At 68.3% G+C, this 20,455-nt stretch carries 16 protein-coding genes and 1 tRNA gene; 11 read left to right on the top strand and 6 right to left on the bottom strand.

Annotated elements, in window-relative coordinates:
* The first annotated feature begins 16 nt into the window (after nucleotides 1-16).
* From AC5WS7_RS14110 to AC5WS7_RS14120, 3 genes are read left to right on the top strand one after another with little or no spacing between them, the layout of a single operon-like run.
* Nucleotides 17-1,039, top strand: a complete 1,023-nt coding sequence (locus AC5WS7_RS14110) for a DUF4129 domain-containing protein (protein WP_495954914.1) — start codon at nucleotides 17-19, stop codon at nucleotides 1,037-1,039.
* Nucleotides 1,036-2,025 carry an AAA family ATPase gene (locus AC5WS7_RS14115; protein WP_495954915.1) on the top strand — a complete coding sequence of 330 codons (990 nt, stop codon included), beginning with the start codon at nucleotides 1,036-1,038 and terminating at the stop codon, nucleotides 2,023-2,025. Before AC5WS7_RS14110 ends, AC5WS7_RS14115 begins: the two co-directional genes overlap by 4 nt.
* A 4-nt stretch (nucleotides 2,026-2,029) precedes the next feature.
* Complete coding sequence (locus AC5WS7_RS14120) at nucleotides 2,030-3,346, top strand: DUF58 domain-containing protein (protein WP_495954916.1); 1,317 nt, start codon at nucleotides 2,030-2,032, stop codon at nucleotides 3,344-3,346.
* 306 nt (nucleotides 3,347-3,652) lie between these two features.
* On the opposite strand, the gene AC5WS7_RS14125 is transcribed toward AC5WS7_RS14120, so the two are convergent.
* Nucleotides 3,653-4,486: an RDD family protein gene (locus AC5WS7_RS14125; RefSeq protein WP_495954917.1), complete on the bottom strand. Its 834-nt coding sequence runs from the start codon at nucleotides 4,484-4,486 to the stop codon at nucleotides 3,653-3,655.
* Between the two features lie 121 nt (nucleotides 4,487-4,607).
* Here AC5WS7_RS14125 and AC5WS7_RS14130 point away from each other — a divergent pair, with 121 nt between their 5' ends.
* Entirely contained in the window at nucleotides 4,608-5,582 is a 975-nt protein-coding gene (locus AC5WS7_RS14130; RefSeq protein ID WP_495954918.1) for a stage II sporulation protein M, read from the top strand.
* Between the two features lie 659 nt (nucleotides 5,583-6,241).
* Here AC5WS7_RS14130 and AC5WS7_RS14135 read toward each other — a convergent pair.
* Together AC5WS7_RS14135 and AC5WS7_RS14140 are read right to left on the bottom strand one after the other, a co-directional pair.
* The gene (locus AC5WS7_RS14135) at nucleotides 6,242-7,687 is read right to left on the bottom strand and encodes a hypothetical protein (RefSeq protein ID WP_495954919.1); all 1,446 of its coding nucleotides are present in this window, start codon (nucleotides 7,685-7,687) and stop codon (nucleotides 6,242-6,244) included.
* Between the two features lie 300 nt (nucleotides 7,688-7,987).
* Nucleotides 7,988-8,073 (bottom strand) — tRNA-Leu (locus AC5WS7_RS14140).
* Nucleotides 8,074-8,302: 229 nt separating this feature from the next.
* Between AC5WS7_RS14140 and AC5WS7_RS14145 the strand changes: the two genes are divergently transcribed.
* From AC5WS7_RS14145 to pknB, 7 genes are all read left to right on the top strand, one after another.
* The gene (locus AC5WS7_RS14145) at nucleotides 8,303-9,679 is read left to right on the top strand and encodes an FHA domain-containing protein (RefSeq protein WP_495954920.1); all 1,377 of its coding nucleotides are present in this window, start codon (nucleotides 8,303-8,305) and stop codon (nucleotides 9,677-9,679) included.
* Nucleotides 9,680-9,864: 185 nt separating this feature from the next.
* A complete protein-coding gene (locus AC5WS7_RS14150) occupies nucleotides 9,865-10,332 on the top strand; it encodes an FHA domain-containing protein FhaB/FipA (protein ID WP_067663506.1) in 468 nt (155 codons plus the stop codon).
* Complete coding sequence (locus tag AC5WS7_RS14155; RefSeq protein WP_495954921.1) at nucleotides 10,329-11,804, top strand: PP2C family protein-serine/threonine phosphatase; 1,476 nt, start codon at nucleotides 10,329-10,331, stop codon at nucleotides 11,802-11,804. The genes AC5WS7_RS14150 and AC5WS7_RS14155 overlap by 4 nt, the downstream gene beginning before the upstream one ends.
* Entirely contained in the window at nucleotides 11,804-13,288 is a 1,485-nt protein-coding gene (locus tag AC5WS7_RS14160; RefSeq protein ID WP_495954922.1) for an FtsW/RodA/SpoVE family cell cycle protein, read from the top strand. Before AC5WS7_RS14155 ends, AC5WS7_RS14160 begins: the two co-directional genes overlap by 1 nt.
* Nucleotides 13,285-14,748: a peptidoglycan D,D-transpeptidase FtsI family protein gene (locus AC5WS7_RS14165; RefSeq protein WP_495954923.1), complete on the top strand. Its 1,464-nt coding sequence runs from the start codon at nucleotides 13,285-13,287 to the stop codon at nucleotides 14,746-14,748. The genes AC5WS7_RS14160 and AC5WS7_RS14165 overlap by 4 nt, the downstream gene beginning before the upstream one ends.
* Nucleotides 14,749-14,783: 35 nt before the next feature.
* Complete coding sequence (locus AC5WS7_RS14170) at nucleotides 14,784-16,343, top strand: protein kinase domain-containing protein (protein WP_495954924.1); 1,560 nt, start codon at nucleotides 14,784-14,786, stop codon at nucleotides 16,341-16,343.
* A complete protein-coding gene (gene pknB / locus AC5WS7_RS14175; protein WP_495954925.1) occupies nucleotides 16,340-18,223 on the top strand; it encodes a Stk1 family PASTA domain-containing Ser/Thr kinase in 1,884 nt (627 codons plus the stop codon). The genes AC5WS7_RS14170 and pknB overlap by 4 nt, the downstream gene beginning before the upstream one ends.
* A 57-nt stretch (nucleotides 18,224-18,280) precedes the next feature.
* On the opposite strand, the gene AC5WS7_RS14180 is transcribed toward pknB, so the two are convergent.
* The 3 genes from AC5WS7_RS14180 to AC5WS7_RS14190 all read right to left on the bottom strand — a co-directional run bounded on the left by AC5WS7_RS14180 (nucleotide 18,281) and on the right by AC5WS7_RS14190 (nucleotide 20,313).
* Nucleotides 18,281-18,742, bottom strand: a complete 462-nt coding sequence (locus tag AC5WS7_RS14180) for a dCMP deaminase (RefSeq protein ID WP_495954926.1) — start codon at nucleotides 18,740-18,742, stop codon at nucleotides 18,281-18,283.
* A gap of 169 nt (nucleotides 18,743-18,911) precedes the next feature.
* Nucleotides 18,912-19,613, bottom strand: a complete 702-nt coding sequence (locus tag AC5WS7_RS14185) for a RibD family protein (protein WP_495954927.1) — start codon at nucleotides 19,611-19,613, stop codon at nucleotides 18,912-18,914.
* A gap of 61 nt (nucleotides 19,614-19,674) precedes the next feature.
* Nucleotides 19,675-20,313 carry an aminodeoxychorismate/anthranilate synthase component II gene (locus AC5WS7_RS14190; RefSeq protein WP_495954928.1) on the bottom strand — a complete coding sequence of 213 codons (639 nt, stop codon included), beginning with the start codon at nucleotides 20,311-20,313 and terminating at the stop codon, nucleotides 19,675-19,677.
* Between the last annotated feature and the right edge of the window lie 142 nt (nucleotides 20,314-20,455).

The raw sequence follows: 20,455 nt of genomic DNA on the forward strand, positions 1-20,455 counted from the left end.
ATTCGAATCCGTTCCCGTGCAACCGGACCCGGACGCTGCTCCCCCGCCGCCACGTCTCGGCCCCGCCGGCGCACATCGCGGCGCCGCCGAACAGGCCGCCCTGCACAACGATTTCAGTACCGCGCTGCGCGAACGATTCCGCGCGGTGGTCCGCGGTCTGGAACAGGGCGGCGTACTCGAGGTCCAGCGTTCCCGCACCGCTCAGGAGACCGCCGCGAATGCCGCGGCCAACGCCCAGGCGAGCGAACTTCCCGATGCGGCACGCGATTTCGACGAGGTCGTCTACGGTGGCCGGCCCGCTACCGAGGCCGAATACCGCCGCCTGGAACAGGCCGATCGTTACTCGCTCGCACCCCCGCTCCCGGACGAGCCGGTCGAGACGGTCACCCGCGAGCGTCACCCGAGGCAATGGCGCATCCCGCCACTGCCCGAATTGCTGCGCAACCCCAAATTCTGGGCGGCGGTGGTGGGCGTGCTGGTACTCGCGCTGATCGGCTATGTCCTGCTGCACCTGTCCGGCGCGCCGAAGGCTCCACCGCCCCCCACACCCCCGCAGCACAATCCGTTCCCCGATGAACCGCCGCCACCGCCGCCGGCGCCGAACCCGAACAACGTGGGCGATGATTCGATCTTCGACCGGCTGCCGCACTGGCTCGCCTACGGCGGCCTGCAGTGGCTGATCTGTGCCGCCATCGTGGTGTGGTGGCGGGCCCGCCGACGCGGCGCACTGGTCGGCGAACCACGCCCGGTGCAGGTCGCGGCGAACGAATTGCTCGCCGGTCAGGCCGCGCTGTACCGCAGATCCTCCGATCGCGATCACACCGCGGCCAAACTGCGCGCGGCCACCATGCGCCGGATTCGCCCGACCCTCGGCCTGACCGCCGACGCACCACCGGATCGCGTGATCGCGGCCCTCGGCACCCGCACCCGTACGGACCCGAACCTGCTGGGTGCGGTGCTGTTCGGCCCGGTGGCCGACGACGCGACCCTGGAAATGATTGCCGCACAACTGAACCGAATCGAGTCGGAGATCGCATGACACAGGCCGAGACCGAGACCACACACGCCCCGACCGCGCAGGACGCCCTGCGGGCCTTCGGCGCGTTGCGCACCGAGATCGGCAAGGCCGTGGTCGGTAACGACCAGGCCGTCATGTTCCTGGTGCTGGCCCTGCTGTGCCGTGGACACGTTCTGCTGGAAGGCGTTCCGGGTGTGGCGAAGACGCTGCTGGTCCGGGCGTTGGCGATGGGCCTGGAACTCGAGCACTCGCGGGTCCAGTTCACCCCGGACCTGATGCCCGGCGATGTGACCGGCTCACAGATCTACGATCCCCATTCGGCCGAGTTCACCTTCCGCCGCGGGCCGGTCTTCACCAACCTGCTGCTGGCCGACGAGATCAACCGGACACCGCCGAAAACCCAATCGGCCCTGCTGGAATCCATGGAGGAGCGGCAGGTCTCCGTCGCGGGCACGCCGCAGCCGCTGCCCGATCCGTTCGTGGTCATCGCCACCCAGAACCCGATCGAGCAGGAGGGCACCTATCCGCTGCCGGAGGCGCAACTGGACCGGTTCCTGTTCAAGGTCGACATCCAACTGCCCGAACGTGCGGACGAATTCCGCATTCTGCAACGTCATGCCGCGGGATTCGATCCGCGCGATCTGACCGCGGCGGGATTGCGGCCGGTGGCCGGGCCGGCGCACATCACCGCGGCGCGCGCGGCGGTGGCGCAGGTGGCGGTGAGCCCCGAGGTACTCGCGTACATCGTCGACCTGTGCCGCGCCACCCGCACCTCCCCCGCGGTGCAGCACGGCGCCTCGACCCGCGGCGCGACGGCGCTGCTGGCCGCCTCGCGCGCGCTGGCCTGGCTGAACGGGCGCGGCTTCGTCACCCCCGACGATGTGAAGCTCGTCGCGCTGGTGGCACTGCGTCATCGGCTGCAACTGCGGCCGGAGGCGGAGTTGGACGGGGTGACGGCCGAGGCCGTGATGTCCTCGCTGCTGCTGTCGGTTCCGGTTCCGGTGTAGCGCAATGGTTGTCACCGGCCGGTTGGCCACGATCGCGGCGGTCGCCGCGGTCGTCGTGATGGTCGTCCTGCCCTCGTGGGTGGGCATCGTCGCGATGACCGCGCTGCTGGCCGTGCTCATCACGATCGACGCGAGTGCGTCGGCACGGGGCGCGGACCTGGAACTCGCGCGCGCGGATCTGACCACCGTGCGGGTGGGGCGCGAGGCCGCGGTGGAACTCACGGTGACCAACCGGGGCGGCCGCACGGTGCGCGGCATGCTCTGGGACGACTGGCCGGACAGCGTCCGGGCCGACCGGCGGACCCACCGCCTGACACTCGGCCGGAATACGCGCACCCGGCTCGTTACCGCATTGACCCCGTCCGGTCGCGGTGATCGCGTGGCCGGACCGGTGACGGTGCGCCTGCTCGGCCCGCTGGGCCTGGCCGGATGGCAGATCCGCAAGCAGGTCCCCGCCCGCGTGCGCGCCCTGCCGCCGTTCCGCAGCGAGCGCATCCTGGCCTCGAAGGTGCGGCAGTTGCAGCAGCTCGAGGGCCGCAATGTGGTGAACATCCGCGGCCAGGGCGCCGAATTCGACTCCTTCCGTGAGTATGTCGCCGGTGACGACGTGCGCGCGATCGATTGGCGCGCCACCGCCCGCGCGAGTGACGTGCTGGTGCGCACCTGGCGTCCGGAACGTAACCGGCATGTCCTGCTGCTGCTCGACACCGGCCGGTACAGCGCCGGTTTGGTCGGTGGCGGCAGCTCCGGCAGCGCGGAGGCCACCCGCTTGGAAACCAGTGTCGAGGCCGCGCTCCTGCTGGGCGGACTGGCCGCCGCGGCCGGAGACACCGTGGCCCTGCTCGCCTACGACCGTCAGGTCCGGGCCGAGGTGCGTACCGGCAGCGGCCAGGGCCTGCAACCCAGACTGATGCACGCCCTGGCGGGTATCGTGCCCGCCCTGGTCGACAGCGATACCGAGGCCATGGTGCGGGCGGCGGTCCAGCGCACCCGCCGGCGCAGCCTGGTCGTCTGGTTCACCGGTCTCGACGGCGCGATGGTCGAGGAGAATCTGCTGCCGGTGCTGCCCGTCCTGGCCCAACGGCACCGAGTTCTGCTCGTCTCGGTCACCGATCCAGATATCGCCACAGCCGCCACCCACCGCACCACCACCGCCGAGATCTACACCGCGGCCGCCGCCGAAAACCTCCTGGCCGAACGCGCCCTGGTGCAGGAATCCCTGCGCCGCAAGGGAATAGATGTGGTCGCCACCTCCCCCGCTCGGCTGCCCGAGGCCCTCGCCGACGAATATCTCGAGCTGAAGAAGTCCGGAGCCATGTAGTCCCGCCGGACCTGCCCCGCACATCGATGTCAGTCTGACCACTCTCGGCGACGAGTAGCACAAACGGCATCTACACGGGCGAACAGCTGCGGGAAAGGGGGTGGCGCGGTTCGTCTCTCGGCGATAGGCAGAGCCCGCGCCACGCGATATCGACCGGCCCAGAAAGTCGACAGGGTCAGGTCAACGGCGACGGGAAATGTTGTGGCCGTGGCGAATCGAAGAGGGTGCAGCGCGGGCGAAGCGAAAAAACGCGGTCGGGGCTCGGAACTGTGGCCGGGCGCGGCTGCCGGATGAGAGTTCGCCGATTCAGGCAGGGTGGCGCCAGGCGGTATCGATCGGGGCTGGTGGAGTGAGCCCGCTGGTGAGAAGTGTTGTGGCCGTACGGGTTCGGGGGCGGGTGAGAGTTCGGCGTTGACGTTCGGAGATCAGGGCGCCGAGGATCTGCAGGGGTGGGTAGGCGCTGGGGGCGGAAACGCGCAGTTGGGTGCAGGCCGCGTCGACCAGCGCGACACCGAGGGTGTGTTGCACCTCGACGGTGAGGGTCGGATAGCGGGTGAGGTATTGGCGGATGGGCAGGGCCAGGTCCTCGGTAAGACCGGACAGGTCCAGGCGCTGCGCCCAGTCCTGCAGCCAGGGCGGGGCGACGGCCAACGCGGGCATGGGAATTCGGGCGCGATCATGAACCACGACCGTCCCGGCGAGCACGTCGCCGACGCGGCGGCCGCGGGGAGAGCACAGCGAAGTGAGCACCGCGACGACGCCGAAACCGCCCAGACTCCAGAAGTCGACGATGACCCAGGTCAGACCGCGTGTGAGCGCATGACGGAAATCGATCGGCCCGCCGTCCCCGCGCACCACGCGCAGCCCGAGCACGATCTTGCCGACGGTGCGGCCGCGCAGCAGCGTTTCGCAGGTGACCGGATATCCGACCAGGACCGCGACGAAAACGACCAGCGACACCGTCTGTAACCAGGCGATATCCGGCTCGAACTCGGTGATGACCATCCCGGCCGACAGGATCAGCATCGCGCCGAGCGCGGCCTGCAACAGCAGATCGATCAGCATCGCCGCGGCCCGGGTGGGGATTCGCGCGATGGGCAGGTCGAGGGCGACGGCCTCGCCGGTGGTGAATACGGCCATGGTCTGCACAGCCTAATGCCGTGGCCCGCCTCGGTCGCCCCGGCCGGGAACGGATTGTCGGCGCGACAGGCTAGCCTCGTATCCGATCAGCGGCCGGAATCGGCGGTACGGGAGGTATCCGATGGACGTGGACGCGTATGCGTATACCAACCGGCCTGCGTGGGATCGGCTGGATCAGCTGACTCGCCGGCGCCGCCTGTCCGGCGCCGAGGCCGACGAGTTGATGACGCTGTATCGCCGCACCTCCCAGCAGTTGTCGCGATTGCAGTCGCATTCCCCGGATCCGGAGTTGATCGGCGGACTCAGCGCGTTGCTGACCAGGGCACGCGGCCGGGTGCTCGGTACCCGGGTCGAGGCATGGCGCGCGGTCGGACGATTCTTCACGCACACCTTCCCCGCTGCGCTGTACCGCGTCTGGCCGTGGTGGCTCGGCGTAGCCGCGGTGTTCCTGGCGATCACCGTCGGGCTGAGCGTCTGGGTGTCCGGATCCGGTTCGGCCCGAAGGATTCTGGGCCTGTCCGGCGATACTCGCGATCTGACCGGACCGGGCGGCGAATTCGAGACCTACTACTCCGAGCATCCGCACGACGCGTTCGCCGCGCAGGTGTGGACGCACAATGCCTGGGTTTCCGCTGTCGCCCTGTTCACCGGGCTGTTGATTCTCCCCGCCGTGTACGCCCTGTTCATGAACGCGCTCAATCTGGGCATCTCCGCCGGTCTGATGGCCGGCGCGGGCCGCCTGGACGCATTCTTCGGATTCATCCTCCCGCACGGAATGCTGGAGCTGACAGCGGTTTTCGTGGCCGGCGGCACCGGCCTGAAGCTGGGCTGGACGCTGATCGACCCAGGCCGGTTCTCTCGCGCGCAGGCGCTGGCCCGCCAGGGCAGGGCCTCGGCGACAGTGGCATTGGGCCTGGTGGGCGTGCTCGCGGTATCGGGAACGATCGAGGGCTTCATCACCCCGAGCGGGTGGCCCGCCCCCGTGCGGATCGGTATCGGCATAGTGGCGGAACTGGCGTTCCTGACCTATGTGTTCGGCGTCGGGCGGCGCGTGGTGCGGGAGTCAGCAGTTACCAGCGGGCGCACAGCCGGTTAACAAGAAGGAATCCGCGGCGTCCGGAAGGACGATCTCGGCGGGAATTTGAGAGCCACTGGCCGCAGCGAGTCCAGCTCAGCTGCGGCCAGCGTTACCGTCAACTCTACACAATCGTTATCCCGACGCAACCTCCGCAGCGTGGCTCCGGCGTATGTGTCACAGCTCCGAAACCGCACGTCGGACAGGGTGTTCGATACGTTCGGCAAACACATAGCGTCGCCATCAATGCAGTTGACGGTACCTACGGTTCCGGTATTCGCCCGAACACTTCCATTCCTTCGAATCACCGATACCGATAACCTCGACCGCCCTCGAGGTAGAGTTTGCCGATTCCGTTCACCGGATGCCCGCTCGACTTGAAAAACGTCAATTTACCTGCATGTTTGTCACATCAACGAGCAATGAAGAAAAGGTAGCCGGGCGGTAAACAAACTTGAAGTTTGTTACGCCCGGCGGGTCCCGGAAATCCATCCAGCAATAACAGTCAATCGACGCATATGCACCCGATTATTCGACCACAGACACTGATCCACGATCGTTTCAGATCGGCCCGCTATCAGCCCGAACAACTCGTAGAAAGCCGCGGCGGCAGGCGGGAGTGCGGCGAAGATCACACCCTGAACTCGATGAACGCCGCGAAAAGACGGCAGCCGGGTGCGTTACCCGATCCGCACGATCCCGCTCAGCGTGCCTTGTATCACCCGGCGATCCCGGGTGATCAGCGGCGCGGTCTGTAACGGATCCTCCGCGATCGTGCCCGGCAGCGGGCTGCGCGCGGCGATCGCACCGGTGTCGGCGTCCACGGCGGTGAATTCGAAACCGTCCGCCGGCGTGGTGGCCGCGGGGCCGATCCGGTTCACCGTGTAGATCAGCAGGTCGGGAGCCGACAGCATCGGCACGGCCGAACTGCGAATAGCGTTGTCCCAGACCGTGTGACAACCGGACGGCCCGACATCCACCCGAGTCATACCGCCGGTGAACGGCGCGGTCGGTGGCACCGCCGGACCGGCGTCCTGCGGCAGCGTCGGATACGGGTAGCCGTAGGTGCTCGCCACGACCACCGTGCGGCCCAGCCCGATCGGAGCGTTCTCGCTGCCCGGCCCGCCATGAGTGAGAACCGGCTGCGAACACACCGCCCGCCCTGTGCGGGCATCGAATACCAGCAGATTGGCCGCTCCGGCGGCGTTGTCGACGACGGCTACGTAGTCCGCGCCGGTCTGCGGGCCGAAGTACACCGGCGTCGACCCGGTACCCCAGCTGAGCTGGCCGGGCTTGCGGCCGGGGCCACGGTCGTACGTCCTGCGCCACAACACTTCCGGTCGTCCGGAAATATCGGCCCGCAGTTCCCGCAGCGCATGTGTCGTCGCCACCGCGACGCGGCCGTCCGGGGTCGCGGAGATGCTGTTCTCCACCATCTCCCCGTCGCCGAGCCGGATCGCCGCGGCCCGCCCGGACGGGGCCACCCGCCCGGCCACCGCGTGTTCGGTCGCGAACCACACCCCGCCGGACGGGTCCGGAACCAGTCCGACCACGTTGTCTCCGGCGGGCACCACCCCGGACAGGTCGACCGACGAGACGACGCGCAAGGACCACCGCCCGGCCGCATCCCGCGAGTGCGCGATCCGCAGCAACCGGCGCTGCCCGTCCACGACCACCAGCCGATTCGCGTTGTCCAGATAGGCATATACGCCGCCGAGCAGGCCGCCCTTCGCCAAAGGCAATGTGGCCGAGGCCGTTCCGAACGGCACGGTCGCATCGGGATCGATCAGCTCCACCGTCGGCGTGCGCCCCGCGATGGTGGTGCACAACGCCACCACCATCCCGTCGGAACCCTGCAGCAACGTCGGGCAGGCCGCGCCGAGCGGATGGACCGTCGCGCGCACCGGATGCGCGCCCGGGCCGGCGAGCGGCGTGGCGTCGGAGGAGCCCGCATCGGCATGCATCGTCGCGGTGCCCTGCGGCCCCAGCGCGGGACTCGGCGCGGCGAACGGACCCGGGGGTGTCGCCGCCCGCGCCGGTGTGCCGGCGACCACCGCGCCGATCGCGGCCACCGCCACGCCGAGCCGCAACACGCCGTGCCGGCGTCCGGCCGGACTCCGCTTCATCGCTGCCACCCGACTGTTCCCCGTTCCCGTCCGGCCGCGGGTCGATCGACCACGACCGACGCAGCGTAACGAACAGGCCCACCGGCCGTCCGATACAGCAGCCCACCACCTGTATCCGGTGACAAACGCACCCGGCGAAAGTGTGTGAAATTCCCGACAAGCCGTTCGGGCCGGTCGATCGGCGACGCACCGACGGGATCGGCACGGCCGGAACGAGCGCGACGCACTGGAATCGACACCGCTGTCGGCGATATGAAAAACGAGGTGGGGCCGGAGTTGAACTCCGGCCCCACCTCGTTCTGGTGGGCGAAGGGGGACTTGAACCCCCACGTCCCGAAGGACACTGGCACCTGAAGCCAGCGCGTCTGCCATTCCGCCACTCGCCCGAGCGACTCGAAGACAGTAGCACGGGCGTGGGGATGGGAAGAAATCGCCTGTTCACGGGCCTACACGGCGGTGTGGCGGGTTCGGGAACCGTTGGGAACCGCCGGGAGTTACAGGTGTGGACGATCGTGGATATCATGCAGGGACCGTGTCCCTACGTCGACACGCCCTATCGGCGTGTCGCCAATCCTGAACCGACGACCCGACGCATGTGTACCGAAGGAGGCAGAGATGGGGTTCGTGACCCGCTTCGAACGCCGCCTGCAAGGCGCCGTCGGGGACGCGTTCGCCCGCGTCTTCGGCGGGAGTGTCGTTCCGCAGGAGGTGGAGGCGGCGCTGCAGCGTGAGGCTTCCGATCAGGTCACCGAACTGGAGGGTGGCCATCTGCTGGCTCCCAACAGCTACACCATCACCATCAATGCGTCGGACCTGCAGCAACTCGATGCCGATCACGAACTCACCACCCGGGCTTTCGCCAAACACCTGCAGGATTACATCCGCGAACAGGGGTGGCAGACCTACGGTGATGTACACGTCGAATTCGAACCATCCCCTACGCTGCACACCGGGCAGTTCAGGACTCGCGGTCGGGTCGATCCCGATGCGGACCGCCGAAACCCGGCGGCCCGCGGACCCTCACCCGGCCGGTCCGGACCACCCCGACAGAGACCCGCAAACCCGCAACCAGGAGCTGGCCCCATGACGCAGAACTCAGGCTACGACCCGAGTCGTGAGCCCGCGGAGTCCGATCCACGCAACCGCGGGTACGCGCCGCCGCCGGCGGGCCGTCCCGCCCAGGGCTACGACGATTACGGCCGCGGTGGCTATCAGGCGCCGCAGGGTGGTGGCTACCAGGCGCCGGGCGGTGGCGAATACGCCGCACCCGATGCCCAGCAGGGGTACGGCGATTACCGGAACGGCCAGGACTACCAGCAGGGTTACGGGCAGCAGCAGGGCTACGACCAGCACGGATACGATCAGGGATACGACCAGGCCGGCGGGTACGACCAGGGCGGTTACGGCCAGCAGGGTTACGCCGACCAGGGTCACCAGGGCTACAGCGACCAGGCTTACGGGCAACAGCAGGGCTACGCGGACCAGGGTGGCTACGGACAACAGCAGGCATACGGCCAGGCGCCGGGCGGGTACGACCAGGGTTACGGCCAGCAGCCGGGGTACGACCAGGGCTACCAGCAGGGCTACGGCCAGCAGCAGGGCGGCTACGAACAGGGCGGTTACGGCCAGCAGCCCGGTTACGACCAGGGCTACGGCCAGCAGCCCGGCTACGCCGCGCCCGGCCAGGCGCCCGCGGGCGGCTCGGGGTACTCGGCCACGCTGCAGCTCGACGACGGCAGCGGCCGGACCTATCAGCTGCGTGAGGGAAGCAACATCATCGGCCGCGGCCAGGACGCGCACTTTCGGCTTCCCGATACCGGGGTGTCCCGGCGTCATATCGAGGTCCGGTGGGACGGTCAGGTCGCGATGCTCTCGGACCTCGGTTCCACCAACGGAACGCTGGTCAACGGCTCGCCGGTGCAGGATTGGCAGCTCGCCGACGGAGATATCATCCGCGCCGGACATTCCGAGATCCTGATCCGAATCGTCTGATCCCGTAAGCTCGCCGATGCAGGTCACGATGCGGCGCGAAAAACTCGCCCTTATCGTGATCGCAACCGGTCATCGGCCCTATGATGCTGCCAACCGTCGGTCGGCGGCAGGTCCGTGCTGACCAGCAAGCCGGTTGGGGGTCGGACCGACGAACCCACATCGGCCGGAACAGGAGGTGGAGCACCGTGCAGGGACTGATCCTGCAATTGACCCGTGCGGGGTTCCTACTGCTGTTGTGGCTGTTCGTATGGGCGGTGCTCCGAACCCTGCGCAGCGACATCTACGCGGCATCCGGCATCCGGATCCAGCCCCGGGCCGCACGCGGTTCCGCGGTGCTGCCATCCTTCAGCCGTGGCCAGAAGGGCGCCAAGTATCTAGTGGTGACTCAAGGTTCACTCGCCGGCACACGCATCACCCTGGGCACCCAACCGGTGCTCATCGGGCGCGCCGACGATTCCACGCTGGTACTCACCGATGACTATGCCTCGACCAGGCATGCGCGACTCTCGCCGCGAGGCGAGGACTGGTACGTCGAAGATCTCGGTTCCACCAACGGGACCTATCTCGACCGCGCGAAGGTCACCACCCCGGTGCGGGTTCCGCTCGGGTCCCCCGTCCGTGTCGGTAAGACAGTGATCGAGCTGCGATCGTGACACTTGTTCTCCGTTACGCGGCGCGCAGCGACCGCGGACTCGTCCGAGGCAACAACGAGGATTCCGTCTACGCCGGTGCGCGCCTGCTGGCGCTGGCCGACGGAATGGGCGGCCATGCCGCCGGTGAAGTCGCCTCCCAATTGATGATCGCCGCACTCGCGCATCTCGACGATGACGAGCCCGGCGACGATCTGCTCGGCAAGCTGGATCGCGCGGTGCACGCGGGTAACGCCGCCATCGCCGACCAGGTCGAGGAAGAGCCCGAACTGGACGGCATGGGCACCACGCTCACCGCGATCCTGTTCGCGGGCAAGAAACTCGGCTTGGCGCATATCGGCGATTCGCGTGCGTACCTGTTCCGCGAGAACGAACTGGCCCAGATCACCCGCGACGACACGTTCGTCCAGTCGCTGGTCGACGAGGGGCGGATCACACCCGAGCAGGCGCACACCCATCCGCAGCGGTCCCTGATCATGCGGGCGCTGACCGGCAACGAGATCGACCCCACGCTGATCATGCGGGAGGCGCGGGCGGGCGATCGCTATCTGCTCTGCTCGGACGGCCTGTCCGACGTGGTCAGCGACGAGACGATCGGAAATACGTTGCGGGAGGGCAACACCGATGAGGCGGCCGATCGCCTCATCGAACTAGCCCTGCGCAGCGGCGGCCCGGACAACGTCACCGTCGTCGTCGCGGACGTCATCGATCTGGACTACGGCCAGAGTCATCCGATCGTGGCCGGCGCCGCCTCCGGTGAGGACGAGGACACCCCGCCGCCCAACACCGCCGCCGGCCGCGCCGCGGCGATGCGCCCACCGCGGTCGGCCCCGCGGCGCGCCACGGTGGCCCAGGAACCGCCCGAGCCCCGCAAGAGTCACAAACTGCGCTGGATCCTGCTGTCCCTCGCGCTGATCGCGGCGGTCGCGGTCGGACTCGTGGTGGGCTACAAGATGATTCGCAACAACTACTACGTCGGTGCGGACAACGGCAACGTCGTGATCGTGCGCGGACTGCCCGGTTCGGTGCTCGGTTACTCGATCCACGAGGTGAACCAGATCGCGTGCGTGCAGCGCGACGGTGAGCTGGGCCTGGCCGCTCCGGGTGAGAGTTTCACGTCCGGTTGCCGGCAGTTGCAGGTCGCCGACCTCGAGCAGACCGGCCGGGACAAGGTGAACAACGGCCTGCCCCCGGGCACCCTCGACGACGCCCGCCGCCAGCTCGCCAAGCTCGCTCAGCAGGATCTGCTGCCCGCGTGCACCACCCCCGTCTCGACCCCGCAGCCCGCGCAGACTCCGACGACCACCACCCCCGCCGCTCCGAACGGCGCCACGCCGGCGCCCGCCACGCCCGCGCCGGCCAGCGGCGACGGACACCCCGGCGCGCCCGTCCCGACCACCACCGTGCCCGCCACGCCGACGACCGCGTCGCAGGCCCCGCAAACTCCGGGGGAGAACTGCAGGAAGGCGGACTGATGTCCGCTCCGGCACCGCTGTCGGCGGGGGCCTTCCCGAGTCCTCCGGGCGGGTTCGCCCCTGCGCCACCGCCCTCGACTCGTCGCAATGTCGAACTTCTGCTGCTGGGGACGGCGGTCGTCGTGACCACTGTCGCACTGGTTCTGGTGGAGGCCGCCCAGGATCAGGGCGCCTGGCGCGACTGCGCCGAACTGGCGCTGGCCTATCTGGCGCTGTTCGCGGTCGCCCATCTGGCCGTGCGACGTTTCGCGCCGTTCGCCGATCCGCTGCTGCTGCCGATCGCGGCCCTGCTCAACGGCCTCGGCCTGGTGCTGATCCACCGCCTGGATCTGGCCGCGGCACAGACCGCGCGCACCAACTCACTGCCGGTTCCCTCCCCCGACGTCGACCGCCAGGTGCTGTGGACCGCGGCGGGAATTCTGCTGCTGGCCACCGTGCTGGTCATGCTGCGCGACTACCGCGCGCTGGCCCGCTACAACTACTCACTCGGGGCGTTCGGCCTGGTGCTGCTCCTGCTGCCCGCGGTGCTGCCGGAACGGTTCGCCACGACCAACCACGCGAGGATCTGGCTGCGCTTACCCGGCTTCACCGTCCAGCCGGTCGAATTCGCGAAGATCCTGCTGATCGTGTTCGCCGCGGCGCTGCTGGTGTCCAAACGCGACTGGTTCACCGCCGCCGGCCGGCACGCGTTCGGCGTCGAGCTGCCGCGGCTGCGCGATCTCGGCCCGCTCGTACTGGTCTGGGCGGTCAGCGTCGCGGTGCTGGCATTCGAACGGGATCTGGGCGTCTGCTTGCTGGTCTTCGGCACCGTACTGGCGCTGCTGTACATCGCGACCGAACGAGTGGGTTGGCTCGTCGTCGGCGGGGTACTTCTGATCATCGGATTGATCTTCGCCTACAACACATTCGGACCGATGCGAGCGCAGTTGCACACCTGGCTGCACCCCTTCTCGGACTACAACAACACCGGTTACCAGATCGCGCAGTCGTTGTTCGGACTGGCCACCGGCGGGCTCGCCGGTACCGGGCTGGGTAACGGGCGTCCCGATCAAGTGCCCTTCGCCGAGACCGATTTCGTCATCGCCACGGCCGGTGAGGAACTCGGGCTGATCGGGCTGGCCGCGGTGCTGGTGTTGTTCACCATGTTGGTGGTGCGCGGTCTGCGCACGGCACTCGCGGTACGGGACAGCTTCGGCAAGCTGCTGGCCGCCGGACTCGCCTGCACGATCGCCGTGCAGGTGTTCGTAGTTGTGGGCGGCGTCACCAAAATGATTCCGCGCAGCGGCCTGACCACGCCTTTTCTGTCATACGGCGGATCCGCGCTGCTGGCCGAGTACGCAATGCTGGCATTGTTGATAAGGATCTCCGACGCGGCTCGCGCACCGGCGCCGGGCCGGAGGAAGGAAACCGCGGCGATCGGCAATCCGCCGACCGCGATATTGCGTACCGACTCGAGCCACCAGGCGAAGGGGGAACCGGCATGAACACACCACTGCGCCGCGTCGCCATGGCCGTCATGCTGATGACCGTCGCTCTGCTGCTCAACGCCACCTACGTCCAGGTGATCAAGGCCGACAGCCTGCGCAGCGATCCGCGCAATTCCCGTGTGCTGCTGGACGAATACTCCCGTCAGCGCGGGCAGATCTCGGCCTCGGGCACGGTGCTGGCCAGTTCGGTGTCGACCGACGACCGGTACAAGTACCTGCGCACCTACCCGACCGATCCGATGGCATACGCGCCGGTGACCGGCTTCTACTCGATGCAGTACGGCCGCACCGAACTCGAACTCGCCGAGGATTCGGTGCTCAACGGATCGGACAGCAAACTGTTCGGCCGCCGCCTGATCGACCTCATCTCCGGCCGCGACCCCCGCGGCGGCAACGTTGTCACCACCATCAACCCGGTGATGCAGAAGGTCGCCTACGATCAGCTCACCAAGAACGGGTACACCGGTTCGGTGGTCGCCATAGAACCGAGTACGGGCCGCATCCTGGCCATGGTCTCCACGCCGAGCTACGACCCGAACCAGCTGTCCACCCACGACGGCGCGAGCAGCACCAAGGCTTGGGAGCAGCTCAGCTCGGATCAGAAGCAGCCGCTGCTGAACCGCGCCATTTCGCAGACCTATCCGCCGGGCTCGTCCTTCAAGGTGATCACCTCGGCCGCGGCCCTGGCCTCGGGCGTCCAGACCACCGACCAGTTCACCGCGGACCCGCGAATCACGTTGCCCGACACGAATACGACGCTGGAGAACTTCGACGGCGAACATTGCGGCAACGGCGCCACCGTGACGATGGAGGAGGCCTTCGCCCTGTCCTGCAACACCGCGTACGCGCAGATCGGCATGAAGGTGGGCGCGGCCAAACTCAAGGACACCGCGGCGGCGTTCGGCATCGGCACCCATTCGGGCGTCCCGATGCCGGTGGCCGACAGCACCGTCGGCACCATCCCGGACGAGGCTTCCCTCGCGCAGACCAGCATCGGCCAGCGCGACGTGGCCATCACCCCGCTGGACGACGCGGTCGTCGCGGCCACCGTGGCCAACGGCGGCGTACGAATGGAACCGCATCTGGTGGACCAGACCCAGGGCCCGGACCTGTCCGAACTCTCCAAGACCAAACCGGTGTCGGTCGGGCAGGCGATCAGCCCCCAGGTGGCCTCGACGCTGACCAGCATGATGATCGACTCGGAGAAGAACACGTACCAGGGCAACACCACTCCCTTCCAGATCGCCTCCAAGACCGGCACCGCCGAGCACGGCGCCAATCCCGGCACCACACCGGCGCACTGCTGGTACATCGGATTCGCACCCGCGCAGAACCCGAAGATCGCCATCGCGGTCGTCGTGGAGAACGGCGGCAACATGGGCCTGAAGGGCACCGGAGGTTTCGTGGCTTCCCCCGTCGGACGAGCCGTGCTCGAGGCCGGTCTGCAGGGGAGCTGAACGACGATGACGAAGTACGGCCTACGGGGGCTCCCATGCTGACCAACGGTGCGATGATCGCGGACCGATACAGATTGCAACGCCTGATCGCCACCGGCGGTATGGGCCAGGTGTGGGAGGCGCTGGACACCCGGCTCGACCGCCGGGTGGCGGTCAAGGTGCTCAAGGCCGAATTCTCCGCCGACCCCACGTTCCGGCATCGGTTCCGGACCGAGGCGAAGACGACCGCACAACTCAACCATCCGGGTATCGCCGGAATCTACGACTACGGCGAAACCCTGGACCCGCAGGGCGGCGAAACCGCCTATCTGGTCATGGAACTCGTGCAGGGCGAACCGCTCAACGCGGTGCTCAACCGGCTCGGCCGCCTCTCGGTGGTGCAGGGCCTGGACATGCTCGAGCAGACCAGCCGCGCACTCGAGGTGGCCCACGCCGCGGGCGTCGTGCATCGCGACGTGAAACCCGGCAACATCCTGGTCACGCCGACCGGTCAGGTGAAGATCACCGACTTCGGCATCGCCAAGGCAGTGGACGCGTCACCGGTCACCAAGACCGGCATGGTGATGGGCACCGCCCAGTACATCGCGCCCGAACAGGCCACCGGCGAGGACGCCACCTCGTCCAGTGACGTGTACTCCCTGGGCGTGGTGGGGTACGAGGCGCTGGCCGGGCATCGCCCGTTCAGCGGTGACGGCGCGCTGACCGTGGCGATGAAACACGTCCGCGACACTCCGCCGCCGATGCCCTCGGATCTGCCGCCGAACGTGCGCGAGCTGATCGAGATCACCATGGCCAAGGATCCGACGCGGCGCTACAGCAGCGGCGGGGAGTTCGCCGACGCCGTGGCGGCGGTGCGGTCCGGGCGACGTCCCCCGATGCCACGCGCCATGGGTTCGACGCCGCAGGGCGGCGCGGCGCGGGTATTGCCGCCGCCGACCGGCGCGACCACGGTCCTGCCCCGCGACTACGAGGATCGCTACTCGAATCCGCCCCGGCCGGCGGCGCGTCCGGCGGGCGCGACCAGCGCGATGCCCGGCCATCCGGACGACGATCTGCCGTACGAGGACGAACCCGGCATGAGCCGCACCACCAAGTGGCTGCTCGGCCTCGGCATCGGCGCGCTGCTGCTGGGCGGTGCGGCGGCGTGGGTCCTGCTCAGCGGCAGCCCACCGCAGCCGTCGGTCACACCGGCGGTCACCCATTCCACCACCGCCCCGGTGACGACCACCACGGCCGAACCGACCACGACCACCGACGAACCGACCACGACCAGGCGTGTGGTCCCGCCGGCCGCGACCACCACGACGGCCCCGCCCACCACCACGACCACCGCGCCATCCACGACCACCGGCGCCACCACGACCACCGACGGGGCCACCACGACGACCAACGGGCGGCATCATTCGAACCTGCCGCCATGGGCCACGGATGACTCGACATATCCCTCGGTGGACATACCATCGTTGCCGGGTGTTCCGGGAGGCAACGGGTACAGCCAGAACGGGTACAGCCAGAACAGCTACTCCAATCACCACTCGCACAACCAGTACACCGACGTCAGCCCGCCGGACACCTCCTCGCAAGGACTGCCATGACCACCCCGAAGAATCTGTCTTCTCGCTATGAGCTCGGCGAGATCATCGGATTCGGCGGAATGTCCGAAGTCCACAAGGCCCGGGACGAGCGACTGGGCCGCGATGTCGCCATCAAGGTGCTGCGCGCGGATCTCGCCCGCGACCCCACCTTCTATCTGCGATTCAAACGCGAGGCGCAGAATGCCGCCGCGCTGAACCATCCGGCCATCGTCGCGGTCTACGACACCGGCGAGGCGGAGGTGGACGGCGGTCCGCTGCCGTACATCGTGATGGAGTACGTGGACGGCGAGACGTTGCGCGATATGGTGCGCGGCGGCGGTCCGCTGGCCCCGCGACGTGCGATGGAGATCATCGCGGACGTCTGCGCGGCACTGGACTTCAGCCATAAGAACGGCATCGTGCACCGCGATATGAAGCCCGCCAACATCATGATCAACCGGCAGGGCGCGGTGAAGGTGATGGACTTCGGCATCGCCCGCGCGATTGCCGACAGCTCCAATCCGATGACCCAGACCGCGGCGGTCATCGGTACGGCGCAATATCTTTCGCCCGAACAGGCCCGCGGCGAACAGGTCGACGCGCGCTCGGACGTCTATTCGGTCGGCTGTGTGCTGTACGAAATCCTCACCGGCGAGCCGCCTTTCACCGGCGACTCACCGGTCGCGGTGGCGTATCAGCACGTTCGGGAGGATCCGCAACTGCCCTCCAACGTCCACGCGGGCGTGCCGCGCGAGCTGGATTCGGTCGTGCTCAAGGCGATGAGCAAGAACCCGGCGAACCGCTATCAGACCGCCGCGGAGATGCGCTCGGACCTGATCCGCGTGCTGGGCGGGCAGAAACCGCAGGCGCCGACGGTGATGACCGAGGAGGATCGCACGACATTCCTCGGCGCGGTCGACGCACCGCGTCCGGAGGAGGATGCCGAGGACTCCGCTGCCGCCCGCCCGCGCGATCCGCGCCGCAACATGCTGATCGGCGGGATCGCCGCCGGTGTCGTGGTGGTGCTGGCCGCGCTGTACTGGGTTTTCCTCGGCCCCGGAAGCAGTTTCAACCAGGTCGGCATCCCCGATCTGGCGAACAAGCCGGTCGCCCAGGCACAGGACGAATTGCAGAAGGACGGCTTCTCGGTCGCGATTCAGCAGAAGTCCGACGCGAAGACCGCGAGCGGCAACGTCATCGAGACGCAGCCGCTGGGCGGTTCGCGCGCGCCGAAGGGCAGCACCGTCACCGTGCAGGTGTCGACCGGTCCGGCGCAGATCCCGGTGCCCCGGCTGGCCCGGCTGAGCCAGCAGCAGGCCGAACAGCAACTCACCGCGCTCGGGTTGCAGCTGGATCCGAACATCGGTCACGACGCGTCCAGTGTCGAGGACAAGGACAAGGTGGTGAACCAGAATCCGCCCGAGGGATCGAAGATCGACGCGGGCAGTAAGGTCGCCATCTCCCTGGGCAAGGGCCCGGATCAGGTGCGGGTGCCGCAGGTGGTGGGTCAGCAGCTCACCGTGGCCGAGCCGAATCTGACCGCCAGCAGCGGTTTCAAGGTGGTCGTGCAGCGGGTGCCCTCCTCGCGGCCGAGCGGCGAGGTGATCGCGACCGATCCGCCGGGCGGGTCGATGGCGGACAAGGGCTCGACCGTGACCGTGCAGGTGTCCAGCGATCAGATCACCATGCCGAATCTGGCCGGACTGACCTCCGCACAGGCCGTGGACAAATTGCGTGCGGCCGGGTGGACCGGCGGCGTCGGCCAGATCAGCCAGACCACCCAGGGCACCTTCGACGCCGGCAGCGTCGGCCGGATCATCGATCAGCAGCCGAAGGCGAATTCGACGATCTCCAAGGATGCGACGATAACGATCGTCATGGGGGTGCTGGGCCCGCCGTGACGGCGGGCCGGTGAAAGCGGTTCGCGCACAATCCGATTCGGCCGCGACGAGGTGGCCTCAGTCGAGTTCGAGGTGGCGGTTCATCGACATGGCCTCCTCGGCCATATCGGCCAGCTCGATCACCTCGACGCCGTGTTCCCGCAGTTTCTCCACCCCCACGCAGTCCGCGACGAAGGTCGACGGCTCCCGCCAGGCGATGACCACCCGCCGGATTCCGGCGGCCAGGATCCGATCGGTACACGGCACCCGATCCTTGGACGCCCGCTGCGAACACGGCTCCAGCGTGCTGTAGAGCGTCGCGTGCGCGAGGCGGGGATCGTCGCCGAGCTTGTTCAACGCGGATTCCTCGGCATGCACCTTCTCGTCGGTCTCGCGCGAATACCCGTGTGCGAGTTCGACATCGTCCTCGTCGACGATCACCGCCCCCACCGAGAACGCTCCCGGACTCTTCGGGCACAGCCGGGCAAGTTCGATGGCATGCCGCATCCGGGCCCGCCGCGCCTGTTCGTCACCGGACAAGTCGGCACCTCCCGGTATTGCGTACCCGTACCCCGAAATCGGTTGTCACGCCGGCATTTCCCTTCGAGCAGCGAACTGCTTCAGATGTCCTCGGCAGATGAGCGACCGGCGCGATACCGCCGGCCGGCCATCGGCCACCTCCATTCTGCTCCGCGAACAGCGGACTGGTTCAAGTACCGGTGCGCTGTCCCCTGGGCAGATAACGCAATACAGCGATATCCCCGACGCGGGTCACATCGGCCAGGTCCATTCTGCGGCCGGAACCGCCCGGGTAGGGGGCCGGGTGCAGGAAGCGCGGGGCCCGGGGATCTCCCACCAGGATGGGAGCCACGGCCAGCAGGAGTTCGTCGGCGAGGTCGGCGGCCAGGAAGGCGGTGTGGATCTGCCCGCCGCCCTCGACCATGAGGCGGGTGATGCCGCGGCGGCCGAGGTCGTCCAGCAGCTCGCCGAAATCGATTGCGGCACCGAGCGATACAACCTCGGCGAGGCCCGCGAGGCGGTCGGTGAGCCGGGCCGCGCCGACGTCGGTGGTGTAGACGAGCTTGTCTCCGCCGTGATGCCAGACGCGCAGGCCCGAGTCCAGATCGCCGCTCGCGCTGACGGTGACCTTCACCGGGTACTCCGGCTTTCCCGCGGCTATCCGCCGGGCGCGACGATCCGCATCGGTGACCAGCAGCCGGGGGTTGTCGCTGCGCAGGGTCTGCGCGCCGACCAGGATCGCGTCCGAATCCGCGCGCACCGCGTCGACCCGGTCGAAATCCGCGGGATTGGACAGCAGCAGCCGGTCCGGGCTCGCGTCGTCGAGATAACCGTCGAGACTGACCGCCGCGGACAGCAACACGTACGGCCGCCGGTCGCCGTTGTCACTCATGATTTCGTCTCGCTCGCACCCGAGCCCGTCCGGTGCGGCACGCGGTGTGTCGATGCTTCGCTCACACCAGCGCCGCGACCTCCGCCTCCAACGTCTCGATCAGCGGTTCGGCCGGACGCTCACCGCAGATCTCGAGCCAATTGGCGAGCATTCGGTGCCCGCCCTGGGTGAGCACCGATTCGGGATGGAACTGCACGCCGTGGATGGGCAGGGTGCGGTGCCGCATGGCCATGACGATGCCGCTCTCGGTCCGGCCGAGCACCTCGATCTCCTGCGGGAGGGTGTCCTCGAGAACGGTGAGCGAGTGGTAGCGGGTCGCGGTGAACGGATCCGGCAGACCGGCCAGCACACCGGCGCCGACGTGGAATACCGAACTGGTCTTACCGTGCAGCAGCTCCGCGGCGCGGGTGACCGTCGCGCCGAACGCCGCACCGATCGCCTGATGCCCGAGGCAGACTCCGAGCAGCGGAACCTGATGGCGAGCGCAGGCGCGCACCAGCTCGATACTCGCGCCGGCGCGATCCGGGGTTCCCGGCCCGGGACTGATCAGCAGGCCGTCGAATTCGGTGACGACCCGATCCGGGTCCGCCACATGGGGATCGTCGTTGCGCCACACCGTGGCCTCGACGCCCAGCTGGCCCAGGTACTGCACCAGGTTGAACACGAAGCTGTCGTAGTTGTCGACGACCAGTACACGCATGGCGCAAGCCTACGGGGTGCCGGATCCGGCGTCGCGCGAATACCCTGCGCACCGCTCTACCCGACGCTCGGGTGAGCACCGCGAGCCGCGCGCGTACACCCAGCTGGGATAGCCTGAGGGCAGACCGGCGAAGCCGGGCGTC

The sequence above is a fragment of the Nocardia sp. PLKS1-43 genome (assembly GCF_059510335.1).